The sequence below is a fragment of the Streptomyces sp. NPDC005533 genome, assembly GCF_042871845.1.
In the GTDB taxonomy this organism is placed as follows: Bacteria; Actinomycetota; Actinomycetes; order Streptomycetales; family Streptomycetaceae; genus Streptomyces.
In genome coordinates this window covers 17,378-40,959 of the sequence record NZ_JBIAJH010000051.1, presented here as the reverse complement: position 1 = coordinate 40,959, position 23,582 = coordinate 17,378, and the positions used below count along the sequence as shown (strand labels likewise).

The 23,582-nt window shown below is 68.5% G+C and carries 23 protein-coding genes; 2 read left to right on the top strand and 21 right to left on the bottom strand.

Translation table 11 applies throughout. The features are described 5' to 3' along the window. Positions 1-128 precede the first annotated feature (128 nt). Complete coding sequence (locus ACFYP3_RS32580; RefSeq protein WP_388840544.1) at positions 129-995, bottom strand: alpha/beta fold hydrolase; 867 nt, start codon at positions 993-995, stop codon at positions 129-131. A gap of 84 nt (positions 996-1,079) precedes the next feature. On the opposite strand from ACFYP3_RS32580, the gene ACFYP3_RS32575 reads away from it, so the two are divergent. Further along, entirely contained in the window at positions 1,080-1,691 is a 612-nt protein-coding gene (locus ACFYP3_RS32575) for a TetR/AcrR family transcriptional regulator (protein ID WP_388840541.1), read from the top strand. 439 nt (positions 1,692-2,130) lie between these two features. On the opposite strand, the gene ACFYP3_RS32570 is transcribed toward ACFYP3_RS32575, so the two are convergent. The 6 genes from ACFYP3_RS32570 to ACFYP3_RS32545 form a co-directional block, all read right to left on the bottom strand. Beyond that, the gene (locus tag ACFYP3_RS32570) at positions 2,131-2,403 is read right to left on the bottom strand and encodes a hypothetical protein (RefSeq protein ID WP_388840538.1); all 273 of its coding nucleotides are present in this window, start codon (positions 2,401-2,403) and stop codon (positions 2,131-2,133) included. 117 nt (positions 2,404-2,520) lie between these two features. Further along, positions 2,521-3,465 carry an endonuclease/exonuclease/phosphatase family protein gene (locus tag ACFYP3_RS32565; RefSeq protein ID WP_388840535.1) on the bottom strand — a complete coding sequence of 315 codons (945 nt, stop codon included), beginning with the start codon at positions 3,463-3,465 and terminating at the stop codon, positions 2,521-2,523. Positions 3,466-4,006: 541 nt separating this feature from the next. Then, positions 4,007-4,768 (bottom strand): hypothetical protein, encoded by a 762-nt coding sequence (locus ACFYP3_RS32560; RefSeq protein WP_388840532.1) that lies wholly within the window; start codon positions 4,766-4,768, stop codon positions 4,007-4,009. A 570-nt stretch (positions 4,769-5,338) separates the two neighbouring features. Next, on the bottom strand, positions 5,339-5,887 hold the full coding sequence (locus ACFYP3_RS32555; protein WP_388840529.1) for a 2'-5' RNA ligase family protein: 549 nt from the start codon (positions 5,885-5,887) through the stop codon (positions 5,339-5,341). Positions 5,888-6,115: 228 nt separating this feature from the next. Continuing rightward, positions 6,116-6,547 carry a GNAT family N-acetyltransferase gene (locus tag ACFYP3_RS32550; RefSeq protein WP_388840526.1) on the bottom strand — a complete coding sequence of 144 codons (432 nt, stop codon included), beginning with the start codon at positions 6,545-6,547 and terminating at the stop codon, positions 6,116-6,118. Positions 6,548-7,037: 490 nt separating this feature from the next. Then, positions 7,038-7,901, bottom strand: coding sequence for a PhzF family phenazine biosynthesis protein (locus ACFYP3_RS32545; protein ID WP_388840523.1), 864 nt, complete (start codon positions 7,899-7,901; stop codon positions 7,038-7,040). Positions 7,902-7,973: 72 nt separating this feature from the next. Between ACFYP3_RS32545 and ACFYP3_RS32540 the strand changes: the two genes are divergently transcribed. Beyond that, positions 7,974-8,816 (top strand): LysR family transcriptional regulator, encoded by an 843-nt coding sequence (locus ACFYP3_RS32540; RefSeq protein ID WP_388840520.1) that lies wholly within the window; start codon positions 7,974-7,976, stop codon positions 8,814-8,816. Between the two features lie 28 nt (positions 8,817-8,844). On the opposite strand, the gene ACFYP3_RS32535 is transcribed toward ACFYP3_RS32540, so the two are convergent. The 14 genes from ACFYP3_RS32535 to ACFYP3_RS32470 all read right to left on the bottom strand — a co-directional run bounded on the left by ACFYP3_RS32535 (position 8,845) and on the right by ACFYP3_RS32470 (position 23,580). Further along, positions 8,845-9,750, bottom strand: a complete 906-nt coding sequence (locus ACFYP3_RS32535) for a LysR substrate-binding domain-containing protein (RefSeq protein ID WP_388840518.1) — start codon at positions 9,748-9,750, stop codon at positions 8,845-8,847. Positions 9,751-10,091: 341 nt separating this feature from the next. Next, positions 10,092-11,555: an amino acid permease gene (locus tag ACFYP3_RS32530; protein WP_388840516.1), complete on the bottom strand. Its 1,464-nt coding sequence runs from the start codon at positions 11,553-11,555 to the stop codon at positions 10,092-10,094. Between the two features lie 294 nt (positions 11,556-11,849). Continuing rightward, positions 11,850-12,986 (bottom strand): 1,2-phenylacetyl-CoA epoxidase subunit PaaE, encoded by a 1,137-nt coding sequence (paaE, locus tag ACFYP3_RS32525; protein ID WP_388840513.1) that lies wholly within the window; start codon positions 12,984-12,986, stop codon positions 11,850-11,852. Continuing rightward, positions 12,986-13,522, bottom strand: coding sequence for a 1,2-phenylacetyl-CoA epoxidase subunit PaaD (gene paaD, locus ACFYP3_RS32520; protein ID WP_388840510.1), 537 nt, complete (start codon positions 13,520-13,522; stop codon positions 12,986-12,988). The genes paaE and paaD overlap by 1 nt, the downstream gene beginning before the upstream one ends. Next, entirely contained in the window at positions 13,516-14,382 is an 867-nt protein-coding gene (gene paaC / locus ACFYP3_RS32515; RefSeq protein WP_388840507.1) for a 1,2-phenylacetyl-CoA epoxidase subunit PaaC, read from the bottom strand. Before paaC ends, paaD begins: the two co-directional genes overlap by 7 nt. Before the next feature lie 12 nt (positions 14,383-14,394). Next, complete coding sequence (paaB, locus tag ACFYP3_RS32510) at positions 14,395-14,721, bottom strand: 1,2-phenylacetyl-CoA epoxidase subunit PaaB (protein ID WP_030830736.1); 327 nt, start codon at positions 14,719-14,721, stop codon at positions 14,395-14,397. After that, entirely contained in the window at positions 14,718-15,692 is a 975-nt protein-coding gene (gene paaA / locus ACFYP3_RS32505; protein WP_388840503.1) for a 1,2-phenylacetyl-CoA epoxidase subunit PaaA, read from the bottom strand. The genes paaB and paaA overlap by 4 nt, the downstream gene beginning before the upstream one ends. Positions 15,693-15,727: 35 nt before the next feature. Continuing rightward, on the bottom strand, positions 15,728-16,573 hold the full coding sequence (locus tag ACFYP3_RS32500) for an enoyl-CoA hydratase/isomerase family protein (protein WP_388840500.1): 846 nt from the start codon (positions 16,571-16,573) through the stop codon (positions 15,728-15,730). Continuing rightward, positions 16,564-17,430 (bottom strand): 3-hydroxyacyl-CoA dehydrogenase family protein, encoded by an 867-nt coding sequence (locus ACFYP3_RS32495; RefSeq protein ID WP_388840497.1) that lies wholly within the window; start codon positions 17,428-17,430, stop codon positions 16,564-16,566. The genes ACFYP3_RS32500 and ACFYP3_RS32495 overlap by 10 nt, the downstream gene beginning before the upstream one ends. After that, positions 17,427-18,197 carry an enoyl-CoA hydratase/isomerase family protein gene (locus tag ACFYP3_RS32490; RefSeq protein WP_388840495.1) on the bottom strand — a complete coding sequence of 257 codons (771 nt, stop codon included), beginning with the start codon at positions 18,195-18,197 and terminating at the stop codon, positions 17,427-17,429. The genes ACFYP3_RS32495 and ACFYP3_RS32490 overlap by 4 nt, the downstream gene beginning before the upstream one ends. Next, entirely contained in the window at positions 18,194-19,378 is a 1,185-nt protein-coding gene (locus tag ACFYP3_RS32485) for a thiolase family protein (protein ID WP_388840493.1), read from the bottom strand. Before ACFYP3_RS32485 ends, ACFYP3_RS32490 begins: the two co-directional genes overlap by 4 nt. Next, positions 19,371-21,077: a phenylacetic acid degradation protein PaaN gene (gene paaN / locus ACFYP3_RS32480; protein ID WP_388840490.1), complete on the bottom strand. Its 1,707-nt coding sequence runs from the start codon at positions 21,075-21,077 to the stop codon at positions 19,371-19,373. The genes ACFYP3_RS32485 and paaN overlap by 8 nt, the downstream gene beginning before the upstream one ends. Before the next feature lie 77 nt (positions 21,078-21,154). Next, the gene (locus ACFYP3_RS32475; protein WP_388840487.1) at positions 21,155-22,564 is read right to left on the bottom strand and encodes a dihydrolipoamide acetyltransferase family protein; all 1,410 of its coding nucleotides are present in this window, start codon (positions 22,562-22,564) and stop codon (positions 21,155-21,157) included. Continuing rightward, positions 22,561-23,580, bottom strand: a complete 1,020-nt coding sequence (locus ACFYP3_RS32470) for an alpha-ketoacid dehydrogenase subunit beta (protein WP_388840484.1) — start codon at positions 23,578-23,580, stop codon at positions 22,561-22,563. The genes ACFYP3_RS32475 and ACFYP3_RS32470 overlap by 4 nt, the downstream gene beginning before the upstream one ends. Positions 23,581-23,582: the final 2 nt, after the last annotated feature.

Below are 23,582 nucleotides of genomic sequence, written 5' to 3'. Positions count from 1 at the left end.
CCGAACCCGCACCGCCGCCAGCTCCCCAGCCCTCATACAGCCAGCGAACTACCGAACACCCGACGTGACAAGACCGGCTAACAAAGCACTACTAGGGCGCGTCACGGTAACTGGGTCCTGGACCGGGATCAGGCGGGAGTGGCGTCCGCCGGCGTGGCGCCGGTGGGGGTGTTGCGGATGAACTCACTGATGAGCAGGGCTGTCAGGTCGGGTTGGTCGCGCATCACCCAGGTGCGGCTGTCGGGAATGGTCTCCAGCTGGGCGCCGGGCACGATCGCGGCCAGTCGCTCGCCGTGCGCGTAGGGGAAGAGCCGGTCCTCGCGGGCGAAGGCGAGCAGGGTGGGCCGGTCGAAGGAGGCGAGCCGCCTTGCCGGTTCGACCAGGGCTGTGGGGACGATCCCACGGGTGACCTTGACGCAGTCGCGCCGGACGCCGGGGTCGGCGAAGAAGGCCCGCAGCCAGTCGTCGATCAGATCGTGGGGCAGTGCGCCCCTGGTCAGCAGGCCGAACCCAAAGGGCATGCGACGAACGGCACGCAGCCGAAGGGCCTGGAAAACCAGGGTGAGCAGACCGGGCACCCGGGAGGCGGGGCCAAGTGATCTGAACCAGGGTGACGGGCAGTTGTCGAAGCACTCGCCGTTGGTGAGGACGAGACGCCCGATCCGCTCGGGATGACGGACGGCGACGAGCTGGGCGACGGCGGTGCCGAGATCGTTGGCGACCAGGGTCACCCGGGGCAAATCAAGGGCGACGATCAGATCCGCGACCAGCCGGGCGATCCCCGGGAGGCTGAGGTCCGTGCCGGGGTTCATCGGGGTGCGGTGGGCACCGAGGGGCAGGTCGGGGGTGATGCACCGGAAGTCCGGGGCGAGCCGGGCGACGACCGGTTCCCAGAGCCTGCTGTCCATGAGGTACCCGTGCAGAAGCAGCACAGGCTCGCCTTCTCCGGTGTCCCGGTAGTGGACGGTTCCCTGGTCGAGCGTGAGCTGTGGCATGGCGGGAACCCTTCGCGGCAAATTACATACAGACTGTATGCATGTAGAGTGCCATACAGGCTGTACGGAACTCAAGGGGGCAGGATGGAATTGACCGGCACCAAGCACACCCAGCGTTCCCGGGCGACCCGGGCGGCTCTCATCGCCGCCGCCCGGTCGCTGTTCGCCGAGCGCGGCTACGCGGGGGTGGGGACCGAGGAGATCGTCCGGGCCGCCGGCGTGACCCGGGGGGCGCTCTACCACCAGTTCCGGGACAAGAACGATCTGTTCGACGCCACGGTGCAGACGGTCGAGGCGGAGCTGACCGAGCGGATCGCCGGGCAGGTCATGACAACCGCCACGGATCCGGTGCAGGCGCTGAAGGTGGGGGCGCGCGCATTTCTCGACGCCTTCGCCGAGCCGGACGTGGAACGCGTTCTGCTGCTGGACGCCCCAGGGGTGCTGGGCTGGCGGCGGTGGCGGGAGATCGGCCAGGAGCACGGCCTCGGAGTGATCACGGCGGCCCTGGAGGCGGCGATGGCGGCCGGAGCGCTGGCCCCTCGGCCCGTACCGCCGCTGGCCCACATCCTTCTCGGCGCGCTGGACGAGGCGGCGCTGATGGTCGCGCACGCGGACGATCCCGGGGCCACCCGCACGGAGATGGCGGAGGCGCTGGAGCACCTGGTGGACGGGCTGCTGGTGCGGAACGGGAACTGAGCGGGTGCCGTCCGCCGATCCTGTGCGCGGTTGCCCGATCCACCAGGTACCAGGCGACCTCGCGCTTCTCCGGCGGGCCGTACACCTTCGCCGTCGCACTGAAGGACAAGGGCGTCCCCGTCCCGGACATCGCGAAGAAGCTCACCATTAAGACTGGGAAGAACGCAGGCAAGTCCCCATCCGTCGCCTCCCTCTACCGAGCACTCGCAGAAGCGGAACAGGCCGCCGCAGACCACGGCCTGCCGCTTCGGCCCAAGCCCGTCCGCATCCGCCGCCCCGGGGAGCCGCTTACCCCCGAAGAGATCGACCTCCGCGGTCGGCTCCAGGCCCAGCCCCACCCAAACGCCGGAGCCACTCCTCTTGGATGACCTGGCGACCGGCGACCCCGGCGAACGCCTTCCCGCCGGGGTCCTGCTCTCGCAAGATCAAGTGCTTAGCGTTAAGGGCTGTTCTGATGGTCCCCTTGGCCGATCTCCGTCTCCAGCGCCCGCCACATCGCGCCCGCATCCAGATCCGCGCCGCTCTCGGCAACCAGGTCCTGCTGCTCGCTCCACAGCCGGAACACCCCATCGAGCATCCGTGACGCCTTCGCCACTCGGCCCCGGGCCGCCGCCCAGTCCCGGTCCGGCGTGCGGCGCGCGGCGCTGATCAGCCTTACCTGCATCAGCAGCACGAACAGATCCAGCGCGTCGTCGGTCGCCGCGGTCTCCAATGGCCAGCTTTGGGGCTTACGTCGGCGATACCCGTGGACGTGATCTTGCGGGCATGGTGCCGAGCGCGGCCGGCCCACGGCAGGCGCCGGTCCCGGTTTGGTCGTAAGGTGGGCGCTTCAGTCGTCGATCGTTTCGGATGCTACAGCTGGCGCGGCTTGCCTCCGGGGCCGGTAGGTGAGGTCGTCGGTCAGGCGGTCGGCGTCAAGGGTCAGACGGACGATGTGGTGGTCTGATATACCCGGTTCGACCTCGATCACGTCGACATCCCTCACCGCTCCGAGCAGGGCGGGGGTGGCGTAGATCCTGTCGATCCGCGTGTCCGGGCCGTGCGTCGGACTGGCGTTCATCGTGCGGGACGCGGCTGCCTTGTCGCCATCGCGGGTGTTCGCCCGATAGCGGGCCACGTCCTCCAGGCCGGCGGTGCGCAGAGCCTCGTCAGGGCAGGTGTCCAACAGACGCTGCCCATCGGGGCCGATGTGGGAGCGGTGGAGCCGGTGCGGCCGGTCGGCGATCTGTTCCAAATCCGAGAGGGGGAGGTCCCCTTCCAGACCGGGCACCGGGTAGGAGTTGTTGTCACCGCCCATGAGGGCGGGCATCAGCGTCCGCTCGCCGTCCGGCATCGTCCACTTGCGGTCGGCCCACTTCGTCAGCCGCTCCACCTCGGCCTGGCGGGTTGTGGCCGAGGCGTGGTTCAGGTGATAAGAAGCCACAACAAAGGGCAGGGACTGGCTGCCGCCTGGTGTGAAGCGGAAGACCGCAACCGTCGGTGGATGAACCCAAACAGGGCCGACGTCCTCACACTCCCTCAGCGGCTGGAACAGCGTCGGGTTCGCGAAGACGGCCGTGCAGGCTCGGGGGCCGAGCCAGCCACGCAAGCCAAGGACAGCCTCAACCTCGTACATGATCCGGTTGCCGTCCGCCGCAGCACCATCCATCTCTTGGCGGAGGACGAGGTGAGGGTCGAGGGATGCCGGCAGCTCGTGGGCACGCCGCCGCTTGGTGGTGTCACCAGCACCGTTGCGTTTGAGGTTCCAGCACAGGACTGTCACATGCTGGCTCATGCGTTCACCTTTGAAGAGAGAAGAGAGTCGTCTTCGCGTCGCCCGTAGCCTCATCCCCGAATTGGACGATTTGGGTACCGTCAACAACAGTGTTCCACAAGCAGCTCGCCGTCCAAGGCCAGGCGCCAGAGCCCCGCCCGAGCTTTGTGTGCTTGCCTACCCATCAGATGTCGTTCTTCCCAGGTCGGCCCTGCGGTCCCTGTACGACCTGCTGGTCGTGCGACAACGCCAGCGGGGGACGCTCTGGCGCCGACTTCCAACGAGCCGACAAGTTGATCGACTCGGAGCTACTGTGCCGATCGGCCAGCACTTTTTCTAGCGCAAGTTTCCGATCATTCATCGTCGAGAGAATCGAACGTTAGCCTCAAGTCAGGTTCAGGCGCTGACGGTTCCCGTGAGCGGCCCGTCGCGACCGTCACGTTACTCACGTTGATCCACGGCTTCGAAGAGTTCCACGGATGCCACGGAGGTGGGCGCGACGCGGGTTGTCACCCGGTGACGCCACCGATCGTGAGGAGTGGGTCCGCCACCTTGTCGCCCTTCAACCAGCTCGGCCGCGCCCGGCCTCCAGCACCATGCGGCAGCACGCCGTGCCCACCCGCCCGCTGTGGGAAGGACAGCCCTTACGTGGTGGCCCCCAACCTGTGAAAGGGAAGCTCCCGATCGTGGCGAGGCTTGATCTGCAGCGCGAACGCGGCCGGCCCGGCGTTCCTGGCGCTTCAGCCGTGACCACCTCCAGCCCCTTGACAACACGACGGGGCACCCCGCGGGGAAGCAGCCGATGCCCGAGCCCGCGCCGGATCGTCAATGCACGCTGCCACGGTGAGAGCCAGCTTCGGCCCCGGCCTGCGGGCTGGTGTATCCCATTGATGCGGCTGCCGTGATACCTCGGTGGTGGGCGGTGCCAGGCCCAGGCAAGTGTGTCGACGCGCGCCGGGTCGTTGATCGGAGGCCCGAAATACAGCGTGCCGTTGATTTGCGTGACGGCGACGAAGGTGAGCGCGGCCATGGCGAGATGGCCGTAGGTGGCGAGTCGCAGGCAAGTCTGGTTCGCGGGCGACAGCCCGCCCCGCTTCAGCCAGAGAAAGGCCAACGAGCCCAGTACCGGGACAGCCACGATGGCACAGTAGAAGACCGGGTTGGTGACCGAATGGTACAGGTCCCACAAAGACTGGGCTTCCGCAGCATGTGCGCCCATCATCATGTTCGGGACATCGACGATCTCCTCATAGAGGAAACCGAAGAAGAACCACGCGTGGCACAGAACCGCTGTGCCTACAGTGGGGCCTATACGGGCATGCAAGAGGTACGTGGAAGAATAGAGCCGACCCTCATCAACTAGTCAAACTCTTTACATATCAACTTGCTTGACGACTCGCGCGTAGGGAGGGGGGTCGACCTCCCTCGCCTGCTGACGGGGGGGGAACTGACCGACCTCAGCAAGGCGATCGACTTGATGGGCAGTGCTGCGGCAAGCCGGATCAGTATCAGCCAGATACATACACCTAATTTACTTGGAACGCTGGGGCCATCAGGTGGCCTCCCCGATGGAGGCTCGGGGGTATGCGCGTCGCGAAATGGATGCAACGACAGACGCAGGGTGCTGCTGCCCGGCGTCTCGGTGCTGGCCAGGCAGGTGTCGGAGGCCCGCACGGGGGCCGAGTGGCGTCTGTACGAGGCGGTGGCCCGCCGCGCGCCGGGCCGATGATGCGCTCGCGCCGGCGCCCGCCCTGCGGCCGCACCTTTGACGGTGGGATCAGCGGCTCCGCGAGCTCCCACAGCCCGTCAGGAGCAATCCAACTCCAAGTACCCCTTCTGGCGGATTGCGACCTTCGGTACGGCAACCCCACCAGCCGCGACGACCTCATCGACATCATTCACCTCGGCCGCGCAGGGGAAAGGCCGCCTGTTCATGCCAGGACGCGCCGTCGCAAACCAAAAGCTGAACCGCCGAAACGCGAGCGGTGACCGGCAGACGGCCGGTGAGGGCGGCCTCGGCCTCGTCGAATACGCTCCACTCCTGACCATGGGCCACCGTCAGGTGCGGGACGACCTCGACGAACCGGCCCCCATAGGGCGGGATCTCCGGCCATCGTTCGCAGACGGCTTGAGTAAGAGCCCGCAGCGGACCCTCCGGCGTCGGCACCAGGAAAAGCACATCGGGGAATCGCCCAAGGCCTTCGAACCGAACGTCGAAGGGGCAGTGCGCACCAACGACCAACTCGAGCGCGCCGAGCACGTCGGCATCGATGCGGCCATGGTCCAGAAATGGATAGAGTACCGTCACATGCGCCGGAAGCCTGGCTCCGGCCGAGGAGTCGAACCGCTGGCGCCATTGGCCGACGAGCGGCTCGGCTTCGGGCACCTTGACCAACAGCACCGTTTCGCCTGCCTGATACAGGCCTGACTGGTCTTCCGGCATGCCTCTCCCTGATCCCGTCCGTTCTGAAAAGACCACACGTCGAAGAGCGTCGCAGCGTGTTGGGACGAGTCGACGGAGCGGTGTTCCGAATCCGTCGAACCGCAACCACGGCGAGGCGCGCGGCTTCCCCGCGCACCGCATTGCGGCAGCTCGTACCGCCTGCCTTGGTCCGGTCTCGCGTTCCCCGTATCGCGGCTGGAGGCCCGTTTCGCCGAGGTGCTCGGGGGCTCACTGCTCCCCTAGAGTCATCCACTTCTCCGGTTTCTCCAGTGATGCGAAGCCCACCTTGGCGTAGACCGCGTGGGCGTCCGCCGTGGCCAGCAGGATTCGACGCAGGCCGTAAGGAGAAAGATGGTCCCGGATCGCAGTGGCCAGAGCGGTTCCCAGGCCCTTGCCACGTGCGTCGCGTGCGATGTAGACGTCACACAACCAGGCGAAGGTGGCCGAGTCAGTGACGACACGGGCATAACCGACCTGGGCGCCTGAGACGCTGTCGTAGACGCCGAAGTTGAGGGAACAGCCGATCGCCATGTCCTGCTTTTCCCTGGATCGACCAACGGCCCAGTAGGAGTCCTGTGACAGCCACTGGTGGATCAGCGCAGGATCGAGGCGGGCGGGGTCTGCGGATATCTCATATCCGGTGGGAAGTTCAGCGTTCATGAGTGTATTGATCCATTCTGTGCAACTGACCAACCGGCGCGAAATTCGGAATCCGAGTCCGACCCATCTTGTCCTGATCTTACGGACGTCGAATCGGCTTCGGCGGCTAGGAAACTGAGCATGGGACTTCCCCCGACAAGAGCGGCTTACGTTTGCTGTGCCAGTGCCACTGGCTGGGGGAACTCTCGGCGCGACCGCCTCCTATGGTGGCAGGCCGGCTTGAGCGCTTGGCTGCCGAGGGTGTCGGCCGAGACGCCGAGGGAAACCGTAGCGCTGGGCGGGCAACCCGGCTCTGCCTCAGCCGCGAAGCGACAGTCGTCTTCCGAACCTTGGCAGGCGTGATGACGTCGTGGCCGCGGGCGACATCAGGAGATGCAGTGACGGGGCATCCTTTACGTGACATCGCCGAATCTCTACCGGCCGAGCCGTCAGAGACGGACGACAGCGACCAGACGGCGACTGTCGGACCGGAAGTATTCCAGCAAGCCGCTCATGCTGGCAGCTCCTCCAAACGTCCGTTCGCCACGAACGAGACTTCGCCGCCGACCTGTACCGAGCGGACGTCCCCTCTTGGGCCCTGCGCGCTGATCGTCATCTGGCTGGGACGGCCAATGAACCGGCCCTGTCTGAGGACCACCTTTTCCCCGTCGCGGATGCGGCCGTGGCGGCGCAGATAGGCGGCGGCACATCCTGCTCCGCTTCCGGTCGCCACGTCCTCGCCGATGCCGTCGTTGTTCCAGTGCCGTGACTCCAAGGTGTCGGCATCGAGGAGATAGGCGAACTGTGCGCCGAGACTGGAAAGCGGCGTCTCGAGATCGAAAGCGATCCGGGCCCGTTCGAGTGCGCCGCTGCGTACCGGCAGCACCAGGTAGCGCAGACCGGTGGAGACCACCTCGGGCGGGAGATCCACATCCAGGTCTTCTTCATTCAGCGAAAACCAAGACGCCAGGTCCTTGCGGTCCGGCTGGCCGAGGAAGGAGGGAGCACCCTGATCCAGCACGCTCGCGTACCGCCCAGGACCACGCCGATGTGTGGTGATCTCCACCATGCGGGATTTCAATTTCATCTTCCACGTCTCACTGTCGCCACTGCCGTGCAGCGCGTGCAGGACACAGGCGGCTCCGATGACAGGGTGGCCGGCGAAGTCGAGTTCCTCGACGAGGTCGAAGACGCGCGCCCGCCAAGCTCCGTCTCCCGCGTCCTCACCTGTCAGGAAGATCGATTCGAAGTGGCGCATTTCCCGCGTGATGGCCACCATCTGGCCGCTGCTGAGCTGGGCGGCATAGGGGAAAACAGTAAGGCTGTTGCCGCTGAAGGGCCGAGAGCTGAACACATCGACGTGGAAGTAGTGCATGGGACTGACGCTAATGATTCGCTCCTTCAGATGGAACTACCCAATGAACAGGGGGCCGTATAACGTGCGGTTATGGCCTTCGACCGCGATCTAGAGACGTCGTTACTGCGGATGTTCGTCAGCTGCGCCCGCCTCGGCAGTATCAGTCGCGCCGCAGCCGCGCTCGGGTACAGCCAGCCGGCCCTCAGCCAGCAGCTGCGGAAGCTCGAACGCTCCGTCGGACAGCCACTGCTGCACCGTACGGCCACCGGAGTGAGCCCGACCAAGGCTGGCGAGGCATTGCTGCCCTATGCCGAGCGGATCTTGGCCCTGTCTGCCCAGGCTCTCACCGAAACCAGGCGAACGGTGACGGGGCACTGCGGGGTGGGACTGATCGAAGACCTCGCCGCTGCACCGTTCCCCCAGGCCCTTGCCGATTTTGCCCGCCTTAATCCCGAAGCGACGCTGGAAGTGATCAGCGCTCCTGGGCCGTACATGAGGGAGGCTTTTTCCTCCGGACGCATCCATATCGCCCTGTGTGATCCGTCCTACCTGCCCGGCCTACCGCGCTGGACGACCCGGTTGCCGCTGAGGTGGGCCGTCGGGCCCGGACTGGATCCAGACGCTGCCCCCCTCCCTCTCGTGCTGTTCTCCCTGCCGTGTCGCTGGCGCACGCCGGTGCTGGATGCGTTGGAAGCCAACGGACGTACATGGCGTGTTGTTTTCGAAAGCACCAGCCTGGCCGCCGTGCAAGCCGCCGTCCGGGCCGGCCTCGGCGCTGCAGCTCTACTGCCCGCCTGCGTGGAACCCGGCACCGCCGCGTATGGCGTCCTGCCAGAACTCCCTGACGTCGAACTGGGTCTCATAAGGAGGACAGGCACGGAAGGCGATCCGCTCATCGACGCGGTCGAAGACGTGCTCAGGCGTCTGGCCTGACAAGAGCAGGGCCCCGCGGCTCATGCGGTCACAGAACCAACTGCTCAGCAGCCCCGAGCAGTGCCTGCCGGGCGGCTTTGATGGTCGGGTGCTGGCCGCCTCCGCGACGCACGGCGGTGAGCAGTCTGCGCCTGTGATGAGCCCGTGGCAGTGGCTGTATGGGGACGGTCGGGGGACGGCCGTGCCACGCCAAACCCGGAAGCAGCGCGGCCGCATGACCCTGTTCGGCGAGCCGCAGATGCAGGAAGTGATCGGTGGACTCGTACCGGATGTCCGGTTCGAAGCCTGCTTCGCGGCACAGTGCCATCGACCAGCGGCGAGCGACAGTTCCCTCGGGCTCCATGATCCACGGCTGTCCTGCCAGACTGAGGAGCGCCTCCATGGGGTCGGCCACGCCCCCAATGGCCAAATGAGCCAGATGCAGGGTGTCCTCACACAACTCCTCCTGCTCCACCTCCGCGGGCCGAGGACCGGGAATACCGGGGTACTCCACGTCGATGATCAGATCGAAGTCACGCGCTAGCAGAGCAGAAACGGCACTTTCCCGCTCCATCTGAGTGAGATGGACACGCAGCAGCGGATGAGCGGCATGCAACAAGGTCAGCGCGGTGGGGACCAGGGCAAGCGCCGCACTCTGAAAGGAAGCGATACGGAGTGTTCCGGTCAAATCGGTCAAGGATGTCGCGATGTCGGTCTCTGCGCGTTCCAGCCGCTCCAGGACAGCCTCGGTGTGGGCAACGAGGATCTCCGCCTGTTGGGTGAGGCGTACCCGCCGACCAACGTGTTCCAGTAGCCGGACGCCGACCTCGGATTCCAGCAGCGACAACTGCTGAGAAATGGTCGATGGACTGTAGGACAAGGCCGCGGCAACGGCGGCCAGCGTGCCGCGGTGCTTGAGCTCCCTGAGAAGTCTGAGCCGGTGAAGATCGAACATGACAGCGCCTGAAACAGCTGGCTTTCTCGTGGGAGAGCTTGTTCCGGACGCGCAGAGTGTGAATGCCACGCTACGCCTCACGGTTGACTCGGGGTGAGGACGGCGATCTCAAGGATCAGCGCCGCCGGTTTTAGGGCTGGGTGCCGTAGGGGCGAGGGATGCGCGGCGGCCAGGACTTTCTGGGGCGCGGTCGGATCGTAAGGCGACCACCCGGCCGTTGAAAAGCGCTACAAGGTCACACTTGAATGCGGCCCGGGCAGAGTGGCGGCACGGCCCGCATCAGGCAGGTGATGTCCCGGGCCACTGATGCCTTGGCGGGCCGTCCCCGATCGCCGTGGAGGTCATGGCCTGGCTTGGGCGTCCTCGGCTGCCCTGCGCATGCCGGCCACCCGGCCCCGCACGCCGAACCACCCGGCGACGAGAGCCCCGACGATCAGCGGAAGACACAGCACGGTGGTGCGTGCGGCCCCGCCATCGGCATACATCAGCACCAGGACGGAGGCCAGGAAGCCGAGGGTCACGATCTCGGTCCACGGCGAGCCGGGCAGCCGGTAGCCAGGACGCGTCAGCTCGCCCTGCTGCGTCTTCCGCCAGAAGAGCAGGTGGCAGATCATGATCAGGCCCCACGTGGCCAGGATGCCGATCGCCGCGAAGTTCAGGACGATCTCGAACGCCTTCGCCGGTACGACGAAGTTGAGGCCGACGCCGAGCACACAGATACCGGTCGTGAGCAGGATGCCACCGTAGGGAACCTGGCTGCGGCTCATCGCACTCGTGAACCTGGGCGCCGAGCCGGACATCGCCATGGAGCGCAGGATGCGGCCGGTCGAGTAGAGGCCGAAGTTGAGCGAGGACATGGCCGCGGTGAGGACGACGAGGTTCATCACGCCGCCCGCGGCGGGGACACCGATGTGGGACAGCACCGTCACAAAGGGGCTCTCGCCAGCGACGTACTTGTTCCACGGAAGCAGCATCGAGAGCAGGATGACCGAGCCGACGTAGAACAGCGCCACGCGCCACATGATCGAGTTGATCGCCTTGGGCATGATCTTCTCGGGGTTCTCGGTCTCACCCGCCGTAACGCCGACCAGCTCGACTGCGGCGTAGGCGAAGATGACGCCCTGGGTGATCAGGAGCATGGGCAGCAGACCGTTGGGGAAGACGCCTCCGTTGTCGCTGATCACGGACAGACCGGGGTTGTGACCGTCGACGGGGTGTTGGGTCACCAGCAGGAAGATGCCGATACACATGAAGACGACGAGGGCGCCGACCTTGACGATTGCGAACCAGAACTCCAGCTCGCCGAAGATCCGCACCGAGATCAGGTTGACCGCGAGGACGACCGCCAGGGCGATCAGCGCGATCACCCATTGGGGTGTGTCGGAGAACATGCCCCAGTAGTGGGTGTAGGTGGCCACCGCGGTGATGTCGGCGATACCGGTCGTGGCCCAGTTCAGGAAGTACATCCAGCCTGCGGTGTAGGCACCCTTCTCGCCGAGGAACTCCCGGGCGTACGACACGAAGGCGCCGGACGAGGGCCGGTACAGGACGAGTTCGCCGAGCGCGCGGACGACGAGGAAGGCGAAGACGCCGCAGACCGCGTACGCGACGAACAACGACGGGCCGGCCTCGGCGAGGCGGCCGCCGGCACCGAGGAAGAGGCCGGTTCCGATGGCACCGCCGATGGCGATCATGCTGACGTGCCGGGACTTCAACGACTTGCTGTAACCGGCGTCTCCAGCGTCGACATTGGGCCGGGCCGGTCCGGATGGCGCTGCGGGCTTTACGAGCGGCTGCTCACTCACGCCTTGCTCTCACTTTCCATACGTTGGTGCAGTGCGGTCCGTTACTGCCGGTCCGCTCAAGATTTCGATAGGCGCACGCCGTCGGTCAACGAACGTTGCGGGCGCCCCGAGTTTGCGCGGTCTACCGCGGCGGGGACCAAGGCGGCAAGCACGACTTTCACCCTGCCGTACCGAACGCCCGTTCGAGCGATTGATTGACCCGGGCTTACTGTGCCGAACGGCATGCGCCTTTTCCAGCGCAGGTTTCCGATCGTTCATCGTCGAGAAAACCGAACGTTGTCGACATGTTCGCGCTCACATGTCGAAGTCCACGGTGAGCTCGTCCGATGCGGGGCGGGTCTGGCAGGTCAAGACGTATCCCGCGGCCACCTCCGCGGGCTCCAGGGCGTAGTTGCGGCGCATGTCCCCCCGGCCCTGGGTCACCAGGGCGCGGCACGTCCCGCAGACGCCGCCTCTGCAGGCGAACGGCAGGTCGGGGCGGAGCTGTTGGGCAGCGTCGAGGACGGTGCGGTCCCGGGGGGCCGGGAACGTGGTGACCCTGCCATCCAGGACGACGGTGACTTCGCTCGTGGCGAGACCGACCGCCGAGACCTCGTGGCGGGCAGCGGGCGGTTCTTCATCGGCGTGGAACAGTTCCTGGTGGATTCGGTCGGCCGGGACGCCGAGCCCGGCCAGGATGGCGCTGGAGTCACGGACCATGCCGTGCGGACCGCACAGCCACCATTGGTCGACGCCGTCGGTGTCGACCAGGGCATCGAGCAGGGCGGTGAGCCGCGCCGCATCGAGGCGGCCGGAGAGCATTTCGGCCTGGCGCGGCTCGCGGGACAACACGTGAACGAGCTGGAAGCGGGCCGGGTACTGGTCTTTCAGATCTGCCAGTTCGTCCGCGAACATGACCGTATCGGTTCGCCGGTTGCCGTAGAGGAGGGTGATGCGGGATGAGTCGTCGGCGCCGAGTACTGAGGCGGCGATCGACAGCATCGGTGTGATGCCGGATCCGGCAGCGATGAGCACGAAGTGGCCGAGGCCACCGGGTTGATCGGAATCACCGGGTTGTCCGGCTCCGGTGAGGTCGGGCGTGAAAGCACCGACCGGCCCCATCACCTCAAGGGTGTCTCCCGGGCGCACACCGTGGACGAGCCAGGAAGAGAACAGGCCGCCGGGTACGACGCGGATGCCGATGCGCAGAGGTTCCCCGACGGGGGAGCAGATGGAGTAGGAGCGGCGCTCGTCGCGGCCGTCGATCTCCCGGCGCACGGTGAGGCACTGGCCGGGGAGAAACGCGAATTCCTCGGCCAGACGGTCCGGTATCGCGAGGGTGAGCGCGGCGGCGTCGGAGCACAGCCCCTCAACCGCTGCGACGCGCAGGGCGTGGAAGGTGGGACGCAGACGGGTCCGCGCCGTGACGGGGGGACGGGAGGGGGTCGTCATCAAAGGTCCTTGAGGTGCTCGAAGGGCTCCAGGCAGGTGCCGCAGCGGCGGAGCGCCAAGCAGGCGGTTGCGGCGAACCGTGAGATCTCCTCGGTATCGACCGAGGCGCAGCGCGGGCAGGGCACATCCGACGGGGCCGGCCCGAGGGACAGCCACACCGGCCCGGATTCGCTGAGGCGCCGAGGCCCCGGTGGTGCGATGCCGTGTTCGGCGAGCTTGAGGCGGCCCTGGGATGTGATCCAGTCGGTAGTCCAGGGCGGGTCGAGCACGGTGACGACCCGCACGGCGGGAAAGCCGGCCGCCTGCAGCCGGGTGGCGGCTTCAGCCCGCATCTCGGCCACGGCGGGACAGCCTGAGTAGGTCGGCGTGAGCCGCACGACGACCGTACCGTCCTGCTCCACCTCGACACCGCGGAGCACTCCGAGGTCGGCGAGGGTCAGCATGGGCAGTTCCGGATCGGGGATCTCGCAGGCGGTACGCCAGGCGCGGTGCGCCGCATCTCGGCGGTGCTTGCCGGCATCTGCGAGCGTCACCATTGCGCCTGCGGGTGTGCGCGGGCGATGCTTTGGAGTTCGGTGAGGAGCGGTGCCAGGTGTTCGGTACGGTCACCGTCGCGGCCGGAGCCGGGTATGGCAGCGGCGGAAGCCGGGCCGAGAGGCAGGACCTCGGAGGGGTCGAATCCCGCTCGCACCAGGACGTCGGCGAGATGCCGCAGCGTCCGGTCGGCGACCACTGCGGACTCGGCGCCCAGACCGGCTGCGGTCCGGTCGGTCAGTGGTTCTCCCAGCCAGGGCGCGACGTCGGACAGCGCCGTTCTGAGACGGTCACGGGACTCGGGAGTCCCGTCGCCCAAGCGCACGGTCCACACCGCGGCGTAGTGGCAATGGTAGGAGAGCTCCTTCACGCTCTTGGCGGCGATGGCGGCGAGCACCGGATCAGGAGCGCTGGTGAGCTCCTCGAAGACGGCCAGCCGCCAGACGGACAACACGAGCAGCCGTGTGATCGTGAAGGCGAAGTCGCCGCCGGGCAGTTCGGCCAGCCGTAGGTTGCGGAAGCCGTCTGGATCACGGAAGTAGGCGTACGCGTCCTCGCCGCGGCCCGTACCGTCGGCCCGTCCCGTCCTGGCATACAGCAGCCGGGCCTGGCCGAGCAGGTCGAGGCCGATGTTGGCCAGGGCGAGTTCCTCCTCCAGTTCCGGGGCGCGTGTGCACCACTCGGCGAGCCGCTGGGCGGACACCAGTGCGTCGTCGCCCAGGGCCAGACAGCAGGCGGCCAGGTCTCCGGCGTCGATGCCGTCCGGCACCCTCTGGTCGACGCCGTGCAGGGGGTCGGTGAAACCGGTGCCGAACGCCCACTGCGCGTTGTCGTGGTCGACGTACAGATCCTCGTGACTCATTGGCGGCCGCTCCTAGATGTGGGGTACGTCGTCGGGGATGTCGTAGAAGGTCGGGTGCCGGTAGACCTTGTCGCCGCTGGGCGCGAAGAAGGGATCCTTCTCGGCGAGGGTGGAGGCGGCGATGGAGTCGGACCGCACGGCCCAGACACTCACGCCCTCGTTGCGCCGGGTGTACAGGTCGCGGGCGTGGACAAGGGCCATCGCGTCGTCGGGCGCCCGCAGGGAGCCCACGTGGACATGGTTCAGTCCACGCTTGCCCCGGACGAACACCTCGTACAGCGGCCACTCGTCCCGTATGCGGACGGGTCCGCCGGCGGAAGTCCGGTCGGTGCCGCTCATGCCGCCGCTCCTTCACGCACCCGGGTCGCCTGCTTGGAGGCATGGGCCGAGGCCGCCTCCCGCACCCAGGCGCCCTCCTCGTGGGCGGCCCGGCGCCGGGCAATCCGCTCGGCGTTGCACGGCCCGTCGCCGGAGACCACGCGCTTCAGCTCGTCCCAGTCGGGGGCGCCGAAGTCGTGGTGACCGCGCTCCTCGTTCCACCGCAGGACGGGGTCGGGCAGGGTGACGCCGAGCTTCTGGGCCTGCGGCACGGTCATGTCGACGAACCGCTGTCGCAGTTCGTCGTTTGAGTGCCGTTTGATCTTCCAGGCCATGGATCGCGCGGAGTTGGGCGAGTCGGCGTCCGGCGGGCCGAACATCATCAGCGACGGCCACCACCAGCGGTTCACCGCGTCCTGCACCATCTCCCGCTGCTCGTCGGTGCCGCGCATCATCGTCAGCAGGAGTTCGTACCCCTGCCGCTGGTGGAAGGACTCCTCCTTGCACACGCGGACCATGGCGCGCCCGTACGGGCCGTACGACGTACGGCACAGGGGCACCTGGTTGCAAATCGCCGCGCCGTCAACGAACCAGCCGATCACGCCGACGTCGGCGAAGGTCTGGGTCGGGTAGTTGAAGATGGACGAGTACTTCTGGCGGCCGTCGATCAGACGCGCCGTCATGTCCGTGCGGTCCGCCCCGAGGGTCTCAGCCGCGGAGTAGAGGTACAGCCCGTGCCCGGCCTCGTCCTGCACCTTGGCGAAGAGGATGGCCTTGCGGCGCAGCGAGGGTGCCCGGGTGATCCACTCGCCCTCCGGCTGCATACCGATGATCTCGGAGTGGGCATGCTGGGCGATCTGCCTGATCAGCGTGGTGCGGTAGCCGTCGGGCATCCAGTCCCGGGGCTCGATGCGCTGGTCGCGGGCGATGGTGTCCTCGAAGGTGGCCTCGGCGCCCTGGGGCCCGGATGGTGTGACGGTGGGGGTGTTCATGGGGTATGCGTGTCCCGTCGTACTCGATGAGTGGGTCAATGGCCGCGGAACGCCGGGCTGCGGCGTTCGAGGAACGCCGTGACGGCTTCGCGGTGGTCCTCGGTGGCGCCGAGCCGGCGCTGGATCACGGCTTCGCGCTCCAGCGCGGCCGGCAGCGTGGCGGTGGCCGCGGACCGCAGCAGTGCCTTGATCTCTCGGTGGGCGGCGGTGGGTCCGCCTGCGAGGGAGCGGGCGACGGCGAGCCCCTCAGCCGTGGCCGAGCCGTCCGCCACGACGCGGTGGACCAGCCCCCAGCGTTCGGCGTCCTGTGCGGAGAAGCGGTCTCCGAGGAGCATGAGTCCTGCGGTCCGCGAAGGGCCGAGCTGGCGGGCGAGGCCGCGGGCGACCCCCGAGTCGGAGGCCAGGCCGATGCCGGTGAAGGCAGTCGCGAAATGGGCTCCTTCGGCGGCGACGCGCAGATCCGCGCAGAGCGCGATGCCGAGCCCAGCCCCGACACACGCGCCCTCGACGGCCACGACGAGCGGGACCGGCAGCCCATGCAGCTCCTTCAGCAGCGGGTTGTAGTCGTTGGGAAGGTTCTCGAAGGCCGCCTCGGGCGCGGTGTTCAGCTGCCGGGCGTGCTCCCTGAGGTCCTGGCCGACGCAGAAATGCCTTCCGCGGGCAGTGATCAGGGCAGCCCGTACACCGCGTGCGGTGTCCGTGGTCAGGCGGCGTGCCGCCATGAGGAGGGCGCTGCGCATATGAGTGTCGAGCGCGTTGCCGCTCCCGGGACCGCGCAGCTCGATGACGGCCACGGCATCGGTGACGTCGTAGGCGACCCCGTGACGGGCGCGACGGCCCGGCTCCTGAGCCTCGGTGGGCGCACCATCGGTCACGGCCATGAGTAGAACCCCTTCCCCGTCTTGCGGCCCAGCTCGCCGCGGGCGACTTTCTCCCGCAGCAATGCCGGCGGGGCGAACCGCTCCCCGAGCGTCCTGTGCAGGTGGTCGGCAATGGCCAGCCGTACGTCGAGACCTACTACGTCGGTGAGGCGCAGCGGCCCCATCGGGTGCCGGTATCCCAGGCGCATGGCCGTGTCGATGGCCTCCGGCTCGGCGACCCCCTCCTCGACCATGCGGACGGCCTCCAGACCGAGGGCCAGGCCGAGACGGCTGCTGGCGAATCCCGGCGAGTCCTGGACGACGACCTCCTGCTTGCCCAGGGCGTGTGTCCAGCCGACCGCCGCTGTCAGGGTCTCCCCGGTGGTGTCGGGAGTGAGGACCAGTTCGACGAGCGCGGAGACGGGCACCGGGTTGAAGAAGTGCATGCCTAGAAGGCGTCCCGGCCGCTTCAGGGCCGCCGCGAGTTCGGTGACCGGCAGCGAACTGGTGTTGGTGGCGAGTACGCACCGCTCCCCCACGGCCCGCTCAGCGGCGGCGAGCAGCCGGGCCTTGAGCGCGGCGTCTTCGGGTACCGCCTCGACGACGAGATCGGCGTCGGCGGGAAGTTCGGCGATCGAGGTCACGGCGGTGACCCGATCCAGTGCCTCACCGGTAGCGGATCCGCCGGGCCCCTCGCGCTCGGCGGCCTGCCTCAGGCCTGCGGCGATGCGATTCAGCGCGACGGTCGCGGCCGCTTCGTCGTGTTCCACGACGACCACGGACGACCCTGCGGCCGCGAAGGACTGGGCGATACCGGTCCCCATCCGGCCGCCCCCGATCACCCCCACGACGGCGGGCGGTGCTGATGCCGAGGTCATGCCCGGCCTCCGTTCTTCTCGTTCTTCTCCAGGAATCGCGTCATGCGCTCCTCCTTGTCGCGACCCTCGAACAGCACGGCCTGGGCGAGGTCGTCAGCCACCGGATGGGCACCCGGGGCGTCGGTGACGAGCTTGGTCAGCCGCAGGGCGAGCGCCGAGGAACGGGCCATGCGGTCCAGCAGGGCGTGTGCCTCGGCGTTCAGCCGCTCGGCCGGTACGACGTCCGTGACCAGCCCACAGGCGAGCGCGGCAGGTGCGTCGAGGTTCCGCCCGGCGAGCAGGACCTGTTTGGCCACCGACTCGCCAAGCAGCTCCCGCAGCCGCCAGCAGGCCCCGGCGGCGGCGAGGATGCCCAGGCCAGGTTCGGGGTTGCCGAAGACGGCGTTTGGCCCGGCGATCCGGATGTCGCAGGCGTACGCAAGCTCGGCACCGCCCCCCAGTGCCCAGCCGTCCACCGCGGCCACGGTGGGCAGGGGCAGCTTGCGTACCCGCTCGAACAGACGGCTGTTGATTCCCTGCAGCGCCTCCTCCCGGCCACGCCGCCGTAGTTCAGCGATGTCGGCGCCGCCGGCGAAGACCCCGCCGTGCCCGGTGAGCAGCAGCAGCCTCGGCGCGCGCTCCAGGCCCTCGCACACGCGATGCAGTTCGGCGATCATGCCGCTGCTGATGGCGTTGCGAGCCTCCGGCCGGTGCAGGGTCACGACGACCCGGTCCGTGCCGGCCTCGACCCGCAGGGTCTCGTACGCCGTGTCCTCCCGCGTGCTCATACGCGCTCCACCAGCATCGCCACGCCCTGCCCGACCCCCACACACATGGTCGCCAGTCCCCGTCGAGCGTTCTCGCGTTCCATACGTCCGAGCAGGGTGAGCAGGATGCGGGCGCCGGAGCAACCGAGCGGGTGTCCGAGGGCGATGGCGCCGCCGTCGGCATTGACGCGGTCCTCGTCGAGCTGCAGGCGGCGGACGACTGCCAGCACTTGGGCGGCGAAGGCCTCGTTCACCTCGACAGCGTCCAGGTCGTCGGGCCGCCAGCCCGCCCGGCCGAGCGCCCTCAAGGTGGCCGGCACGGGCCCGAGCCCCATCAGGCGGGGCTCGACCCCGGCCGAGGCGGCGGTGACGACGCGGGCCCGGGGGGTGAGCCGGTATCGTTCGACCGCCGCCAAACTCGCCACCACGATGGCAGCGGCCCCGTCGGACAGCGGCGAGGAGTTGCCCGCGGTGATGATGCCGCCGCTGCGGAAGGACGTGCGCAGTCCGCCGAGCTTCTCCAGCGATGTGGACGGCCGAGGCCCCTCGTCCTGGGTTACCTCGCCGTCCGCCACCGGCACCGGGACGATCTCCTCCTTGAAGCGGCCCGCCCTCTGGGCGGCCTCCGCCCTGCGGTGACTCCTCAGCGCGAAGGTGTCCGCCTCAAGGCGGGTGATGCCGTCCAGGGCGGCGACCTCCTCGGCGGTCTCGCCCATGGACAGTGTGCTCGCGGCCGGGAAGCGCGGATTGGTGAAGCGCCAGCCCAGGGAGGTGTCGTGGACTTCACCGGGCCGGGCCCAGGGCGTGCCGGGCTTGGCCATCACCCAGGGGGCACGGGTCATTGACTCCACTCCGCCCGCAACGACCAGGTCTGCCTCCCCCGCACGGATCGCCTGGGCGGCCGAGGCGACGGCCGTCAGCCCGGACGCGCACAGCCGATTGACGGTATATCCGGGCACGGTGTCCGGCAGTCCGGCCAGCAGGACGGCCATCCGGGCCACGTCCCGGTTATCCTCGCCCGCCTGGTTCGCGGCGCCGAGGATCACCTCGTCCACGGTGTCGGCCGGGATGCCCGAGCGACGTACCGCCTCGCCGACCACGAGGGCGGCCAAGTCGTCCGGGCGTACGGAGGCCAGGGCGCCTCGGTGGCGGCCAAGCGGAGTGCGGGCCCCATCGATCAGGTAGACCTCTTCATCACGCATCGGCGTGCTCCTCTGTGGGTGCATGGCGCCGGGACTGGACGACCGAGAAGCGTCCGGTGACGAACGCCGGGTCGGTGAGGGCGGCATTGGCCGCGGGGTTGGCCGCAGTGCCGTGAAAGTCGCTGAAGGCGGCGGACTGGTTGGCGAAGACCGCACCGGTCAGGTTCTCCGACAGGTTCACGCCCGCCTCCAACGCGGTGGCTCGTGCCGCCTCCAGCACACCCTCGTCGGTGGCGTACACGGAGGCGGTCAGCGCGCCGTGGCGCCGTACGGTGTCGTGCAGGAGACGCAGGCCGTGTGCGGTGGAGTCGATACCGATGACGAAGGAGACCGGCCCGAACCACTCGCTCGTGTACGTCTCTTCGTCGGTCTCGGCCTCTAGCCGGACCAACAGCGGGGAACGGACGGCCGCGTCCGGGAAGTCCGGGTGGGTGATTTGCCTCGACGGATGGGCGACACGGTCGAGTTCCGCCGCCTCCGCCACGCGCTTCAGGACACCGTCGTTCACGATCGCGCCGAGGGTGGCGGCCGCACGGGCCGGGTCGCCGAGCAGCCTGTGCAGGGCGGCGCCGAGGTCGGCGGCGAACTCGTCTGCCGTACGTCGCCCCTGGTCGGTGGGGAAGCCGTTGCGGGGAACGAGGATGTTCTGCGGGGTGGTGCACATCTGGCCGCTGTAGAGCGACAGGGAGAAGGCGAGGTTGCGCAGCAGACCGGCGTAATCGTCCGTGGAGTCCACGACGACGGTGTTGAGTCCGGACTTCTCGGTGTGGACCGCGGCCTGGCGGGCGTTGGTCTCCAACCAGTCGCCGAACTCGCTGGAGCCGGTGTAGTCCACGATGCGCACATCGGGGTGGGTGGCCAGGGCGGGGGCGGTGCGCTCGTCGGGTTTCGCGGCGGCGAGCAGCACCACGTCCGGATCGAAGCCGGCCTCCGCCAGCACCTCACGGGCGATCCGCACGGTGATTGCCAGTGGCAGCACGGCACGTCGATGAGGCTTGACGACCACCGGGTTGCCGGTGACCAGACTCGCGAACAGTCCCGGATAGCCGTTCCAGGTGGGGAAGGTGTTGCAGGCGATCAGCACTGCCACACCGCGTCCCACGGTGGTGAAGGTCTTGTCCATGACGAGTGGGCCGCCCTTGCGCTGCGGCTTGCTCCAGCGGGCCGCGACCGGATGGCGTGTCTGCTCGTTCCACGCGTGGGCGACCGCTTCGAGGCCTCGGTCCTGGGCGTGCGGACCGCCGGCCTGGAACGCCATCGTGAAGGGCTGGCCGGTGGTGTGCTGGACGGCGTACGCGATCTCGAAGGCCGCCTCGTTCAGCCGGGCAAGGATCTCGGCGGCGACGCCGGCCCGGGTGTCCGGGCTCGCGGCGCGCCATGCCGATGCGGCTGACTTGGCCGTCGCGACGGCCACCTCGGGCGGCAGGTACGGGTAACTGATGCCCAGCGGGAAGCCGTAGGGCGAGACTTCGGTGGCGGGGACGGTGCCGGTGCTCGGATGTCCTTCGATGCGGAAGGGGCGGCCGAGGAGGCCTTGGAAGGCGGCCTCGCCCAGCCGCGATGCCTCTGGTCCGTACACAGAGGTGCTGGGGGTTTCCGGGTACGGCGTCCAGTAGGTGCGGTCGGCGGCACACTCCACCGCCTGGTCGAGCAGAGCCGCGTGGCGGACGAAGAAGTCGGGATTCTGGTCGGTGGGCACTGAGAGCTCCTGGCCGAACGTTCGGTAGGTTGATGGGTGTGAGGCGTCCAGGCGGACGCAGGGGAAGCGGGGTTGGATCAGACGTCGGCGAGCAGGATCGCCGGGCGTTCCACGCAGTCGGCAACGAAACGCAGGAACCCGCCGGCCACACCGCCGTCACAGACCCGGTGGTCGAAGCTGAGGGAGAGCTGCATGACCTTGCGGACGGCCAGCTCGCCGTCCACCACCCACGGTTTGTCCACAATGCGGCCCGCGCCGAGCAGAGCGGCTTCAGGGTGGTTAATGATGGGCGTGGATCCGTCGACACCGAACACGCCGTAGTTATTGAGGGTGAAGGTCCCGCCGGTCAGACGGTCGGGCGGCAGGGCCCCGTCGCGGGCCAGCCCGGTCAACCGGGCGAGCTCGGAAGCCAGTTGTGCGGTCGTCATGCGCTGTGCGTCGCGGACGACGGGGACCACCAGGCCGCGTTCGGTCTGGGCGGCGAAACCCAGGTGCACCTCGCTGAAGCGGACGATCTCCCGCCGCTCGGTGTCGACGGTGGAGTTCAGCTCCGGGAAGCGGTGAAGTCCGGCGATGCAGAATCGGGCGAGCAGGGCCAGCAGCCCGATGGGGCGGCCGGGGTCTGCGGCCTGCATGGCCTTCCGGGCTTGGAGCAGGCTGGTCGCGTCCACGTCGACCCAGGTGGTGGCGTCGGGGATCTCGGTGCGGCTGCGGGAGAGCTTGTCCGCGACCGCGCGGCGGACTCCGCGCAGCGGGATGCGTTCAGGGCCGGCCGGCGCCGGCCGAGCGTGCGGTGCGCAGTCCGCCGACTGCTGCCGGTCCGGGGTGACCGGTGCGGTATCGGGGTCCGTCGCCAGCTGGCCGGCCCGCCCAACGGCCTGCTCGACATCTCGTCTGAGCACGACCCCTGCGGGACCCGATGGCGCCAACGCGGCGAGGTCGATCCCGTGTTCCCGCGCCATCCTGCGTACGAGGGGGGATATGACCCGGGGAGCGTGCAGCTCTCCGGGCGGCGCCGCCTCGGCAGCAGTGCCGCCTCCCGTCGCGGCGCCCCCGCGTCGGCGGCGGCGACGCGGTGCCGGGGCGTGGCCGGTGCCGTAGCCGATCAGGACGTTGCCGGACCCGGCCTGTTCCTCCTCCTGGTATCGCTCAGCCGCAGGGTCGGCCGACGTCGAATCGACGGGAGGCTGGGCGCCCGGGCCCTCCCCCGCGCCGTCGGGCCGGCCGGAAGTCGGCGTACCCACCGTGATCAGCGGCTTCCCCACCTCCAGCGCCGTACCCGCCTCCGCGTGCAGTTGCAGCACGGTGCCCGCGTAGGGGACCGGCACCTCAACTGCGGCCTTGGCGGTCTCGACCTCGATGACGATCTGGTCGATCGTGACCGTGTCACCGACCGCGACCTTCCACTCGATGATCTCGGCCTCGGTCAGCCCTTCGCCGAGATCGGGCAGCCGGAACAGCTGCTCCTGAAGCGCTGCGGTGCTCATGCGGCCGTTCCCTTCAGCAGATGCCGGGTGTCCGGCGCGTCGCCGAACTGGAGACGGTCGACGGCGTCGAGGATCCGGTCGACGCTGGGCAGATGCGCGTGCTCCAGCTTCGGCGGCGGATACGGGATGTCGAAGCCGGCCACCCTCAGGACCGGCGCGGCCAGCGAGTGGAAACAGCGTTCCTGCACCCGTGCGGCGATCTCCGCCCCCACGCCGGCGAAGCCCTGGGCCTCCTGGACGACCAGGCAGCGCCCGGTCCGGTGTACCGATGCCGTGACCGTCTCGTCGTCGAAGGGCACCAGCGTGCGCAGGTCCACGACCTCCAGCTCGATGCCATCGGCCGCCGCCGCTTCGGCCGCGGCCAGGGCCACCGGCACCGACGGCCCGTACGCGACGACCGTGGCGTCGCGGCCCTTCCGCCGGATCGCCGCCTGCCCGAACGGCAGCGCTCCGCGCCGCTCGAGGTTGACGTCCTCCTTCGACCAGTACAGCTTCTTCGGCTCCAGGAAGACCACCGGGTCGGGGTCGGCTATGGCGTCGCGCAGCAGCCAGTAAGCGTCCTCGGCCGTCGCCGGGGTGACGACTTTCAGGCCCGGGGTGTGCGCGTAGTACGCCTCGCTGGAGTCGCAGTGGTGCTCGACTCCCCCGATGCCGCCCGCATAGGGGATTCGGATCACGATCGGCAGCGCGAGCCGCCCCCGGGTCCGGTTGCGGAGCTTGGCGACGTGTGAGGCGATCTGTTCGAAGGCCGGATAGGCGAAGGCGTCGAACTGCATCTCCACCACGGGCTGGAAGCCGCCCATCGCCATGCCGACGGCCAGTCCTACGATGCCGGCCTCGGCCAGCGGGGTGTCGAAGCAGCGCTGTTCGCCGAAGTCGCGGGTCAGCCCGTCGGTGATCCGAAAGACGCCGCCGAGCGGACCGACGTCTTCGCCGAAAACGAGCACGCGCTCGTCCTCGCGCAGTGCGTCGCGCAGTGCGGTGTTCAGCGCCTGCGCCATCGTGATCTTGGCCATGG

Coding starts and splice junctions, on each gene's coding strand:
- ACFYP3_RS32565 (WP_388840535.1), bottom strand. CDS start 3,465: ATGAGCCAGCATGTGACAGTCCTGTGCTGGAACCTCAAACGCAACGGT.
- ACFYP3_RS32485 (WP_388840493.1), bottom strand. CDS start 19,378: ATGCGTGATGAAGAGGTCTACCTGATCGATGGGGCCCGCACTCCGCTT.
- ACFYP3_RS32470 (WP_388840484.1), bottom strand. CDS start 23,580: ATGGCCAAGATCACGATGGCGCAGGCGCTGAACACCGCACTGCGCGAC.
- ACFYP3_RS32500 (WP_388840500.1), bottom strand. CDS start 16,573: ATGGCCGTGACCGATGGTGCGCCCACCGAGGCTCAGGAGCCGGGCCGT.
- paaD (WP_388840510.1), bottom strand. CDS start 13,522: ATGGTGACGCTCGCAGATGCCGGCAAGCACCGCCGAGATGCGGCGCAC.
- ACFYP3_RS32580 (WP_388840544.1), bottom strand. CDS start 995: ATGCCACAGCTCACGCTCGACCAGGGAACCGTCCACTACCGGGACACC.
- ACFYP3_RS32475 (WP_388840487.1), bottom strand. CDS start 22,564: ATGAGCACCGCAGCGCTTCAGGAGCAGCTGTTCCGGCTGCCCGATCTC.
- paaB (WP_030830736.1), bottom strand. CDS start 14,721: ATGAGCGGCACCGACCGGACTTCCGCCGGCGGACCCGTCCGCATACGG.
- ACFYP3_RS32555 (WP_388840529.1), bottom strand. CDS start 5,887: ATGCCGGAAGACCAGTCAGGCCTGTATCAGGCAGGCGAAACGGTGCTG.
- ACFYP3_RS32495 (WP_388840497.1), bottom strand. CDS start 17,430: ATGACCTCGGCATCAGCACCGCCCGCCGTCGTGGGGGTGATCGGGGGC.
- paaE (WP_388840513.1), bottom strand. CDS start 12,986: ATGACGACCCCCTCCCGTCCCCCCGTCACGGCGCGGACCCGTCTGCGT.
- ACFYP3_RS32550 (WP_388840526.1), bottom strand. CDS start 6,547: ATGAACGCTGAACTTCCCACCGGATATGAGATATCCGCAGACCCCGCC.
- ACFYP3_RS32535 (WP_388840518.1), bottom strand. CDS start 9,750: ATGTTCGATCTTCACCGGCTCAGACTTCTCAGGGAGCTCAAGCACCGC.
- paaA (WP_388840503.1), bottom strand. CDS start 15,692: ATGAACACCCCCACCGTCACACCATCCGGGCCCCAGGGCGCCGAGGCC.
- ACFYP3_RS32575 (WP_388840541.1), top strand. CDS start 1,080: ATGGAATTGACCGGCACCAAGCACACCCAGCGTTCCCGGGCGACCCGG.
- ACFYP3_RS32545 (WP_388840523.1), bottom strand. CDS start 7,901: ATGCACTACTTCCACGTCGATGTGTTCAGCTCTCGGCCCTTCAGCGGC.
- ACFYP3_RS32490 (WP_388840495.1), bottom strand. CDS start 18,197: ATGAGCACGCGGGAGGACACGGCGTACGAGACCCTGCGGGTCGAGGCC.
- paaC (WP_388840507.1), bottom strand. CDS start 14,382: ATGAGTCACGAGGATCTGTACGTCGACCACGACAACGCGCAGTGGGCG.
- ACFYP3_RS32540 (WP_388840520.1), top strand. CDS start 7,974: ATGGCCTTCGACCGCGATCTAGAGACGTCGTTACTGCGGATGTTCGTC.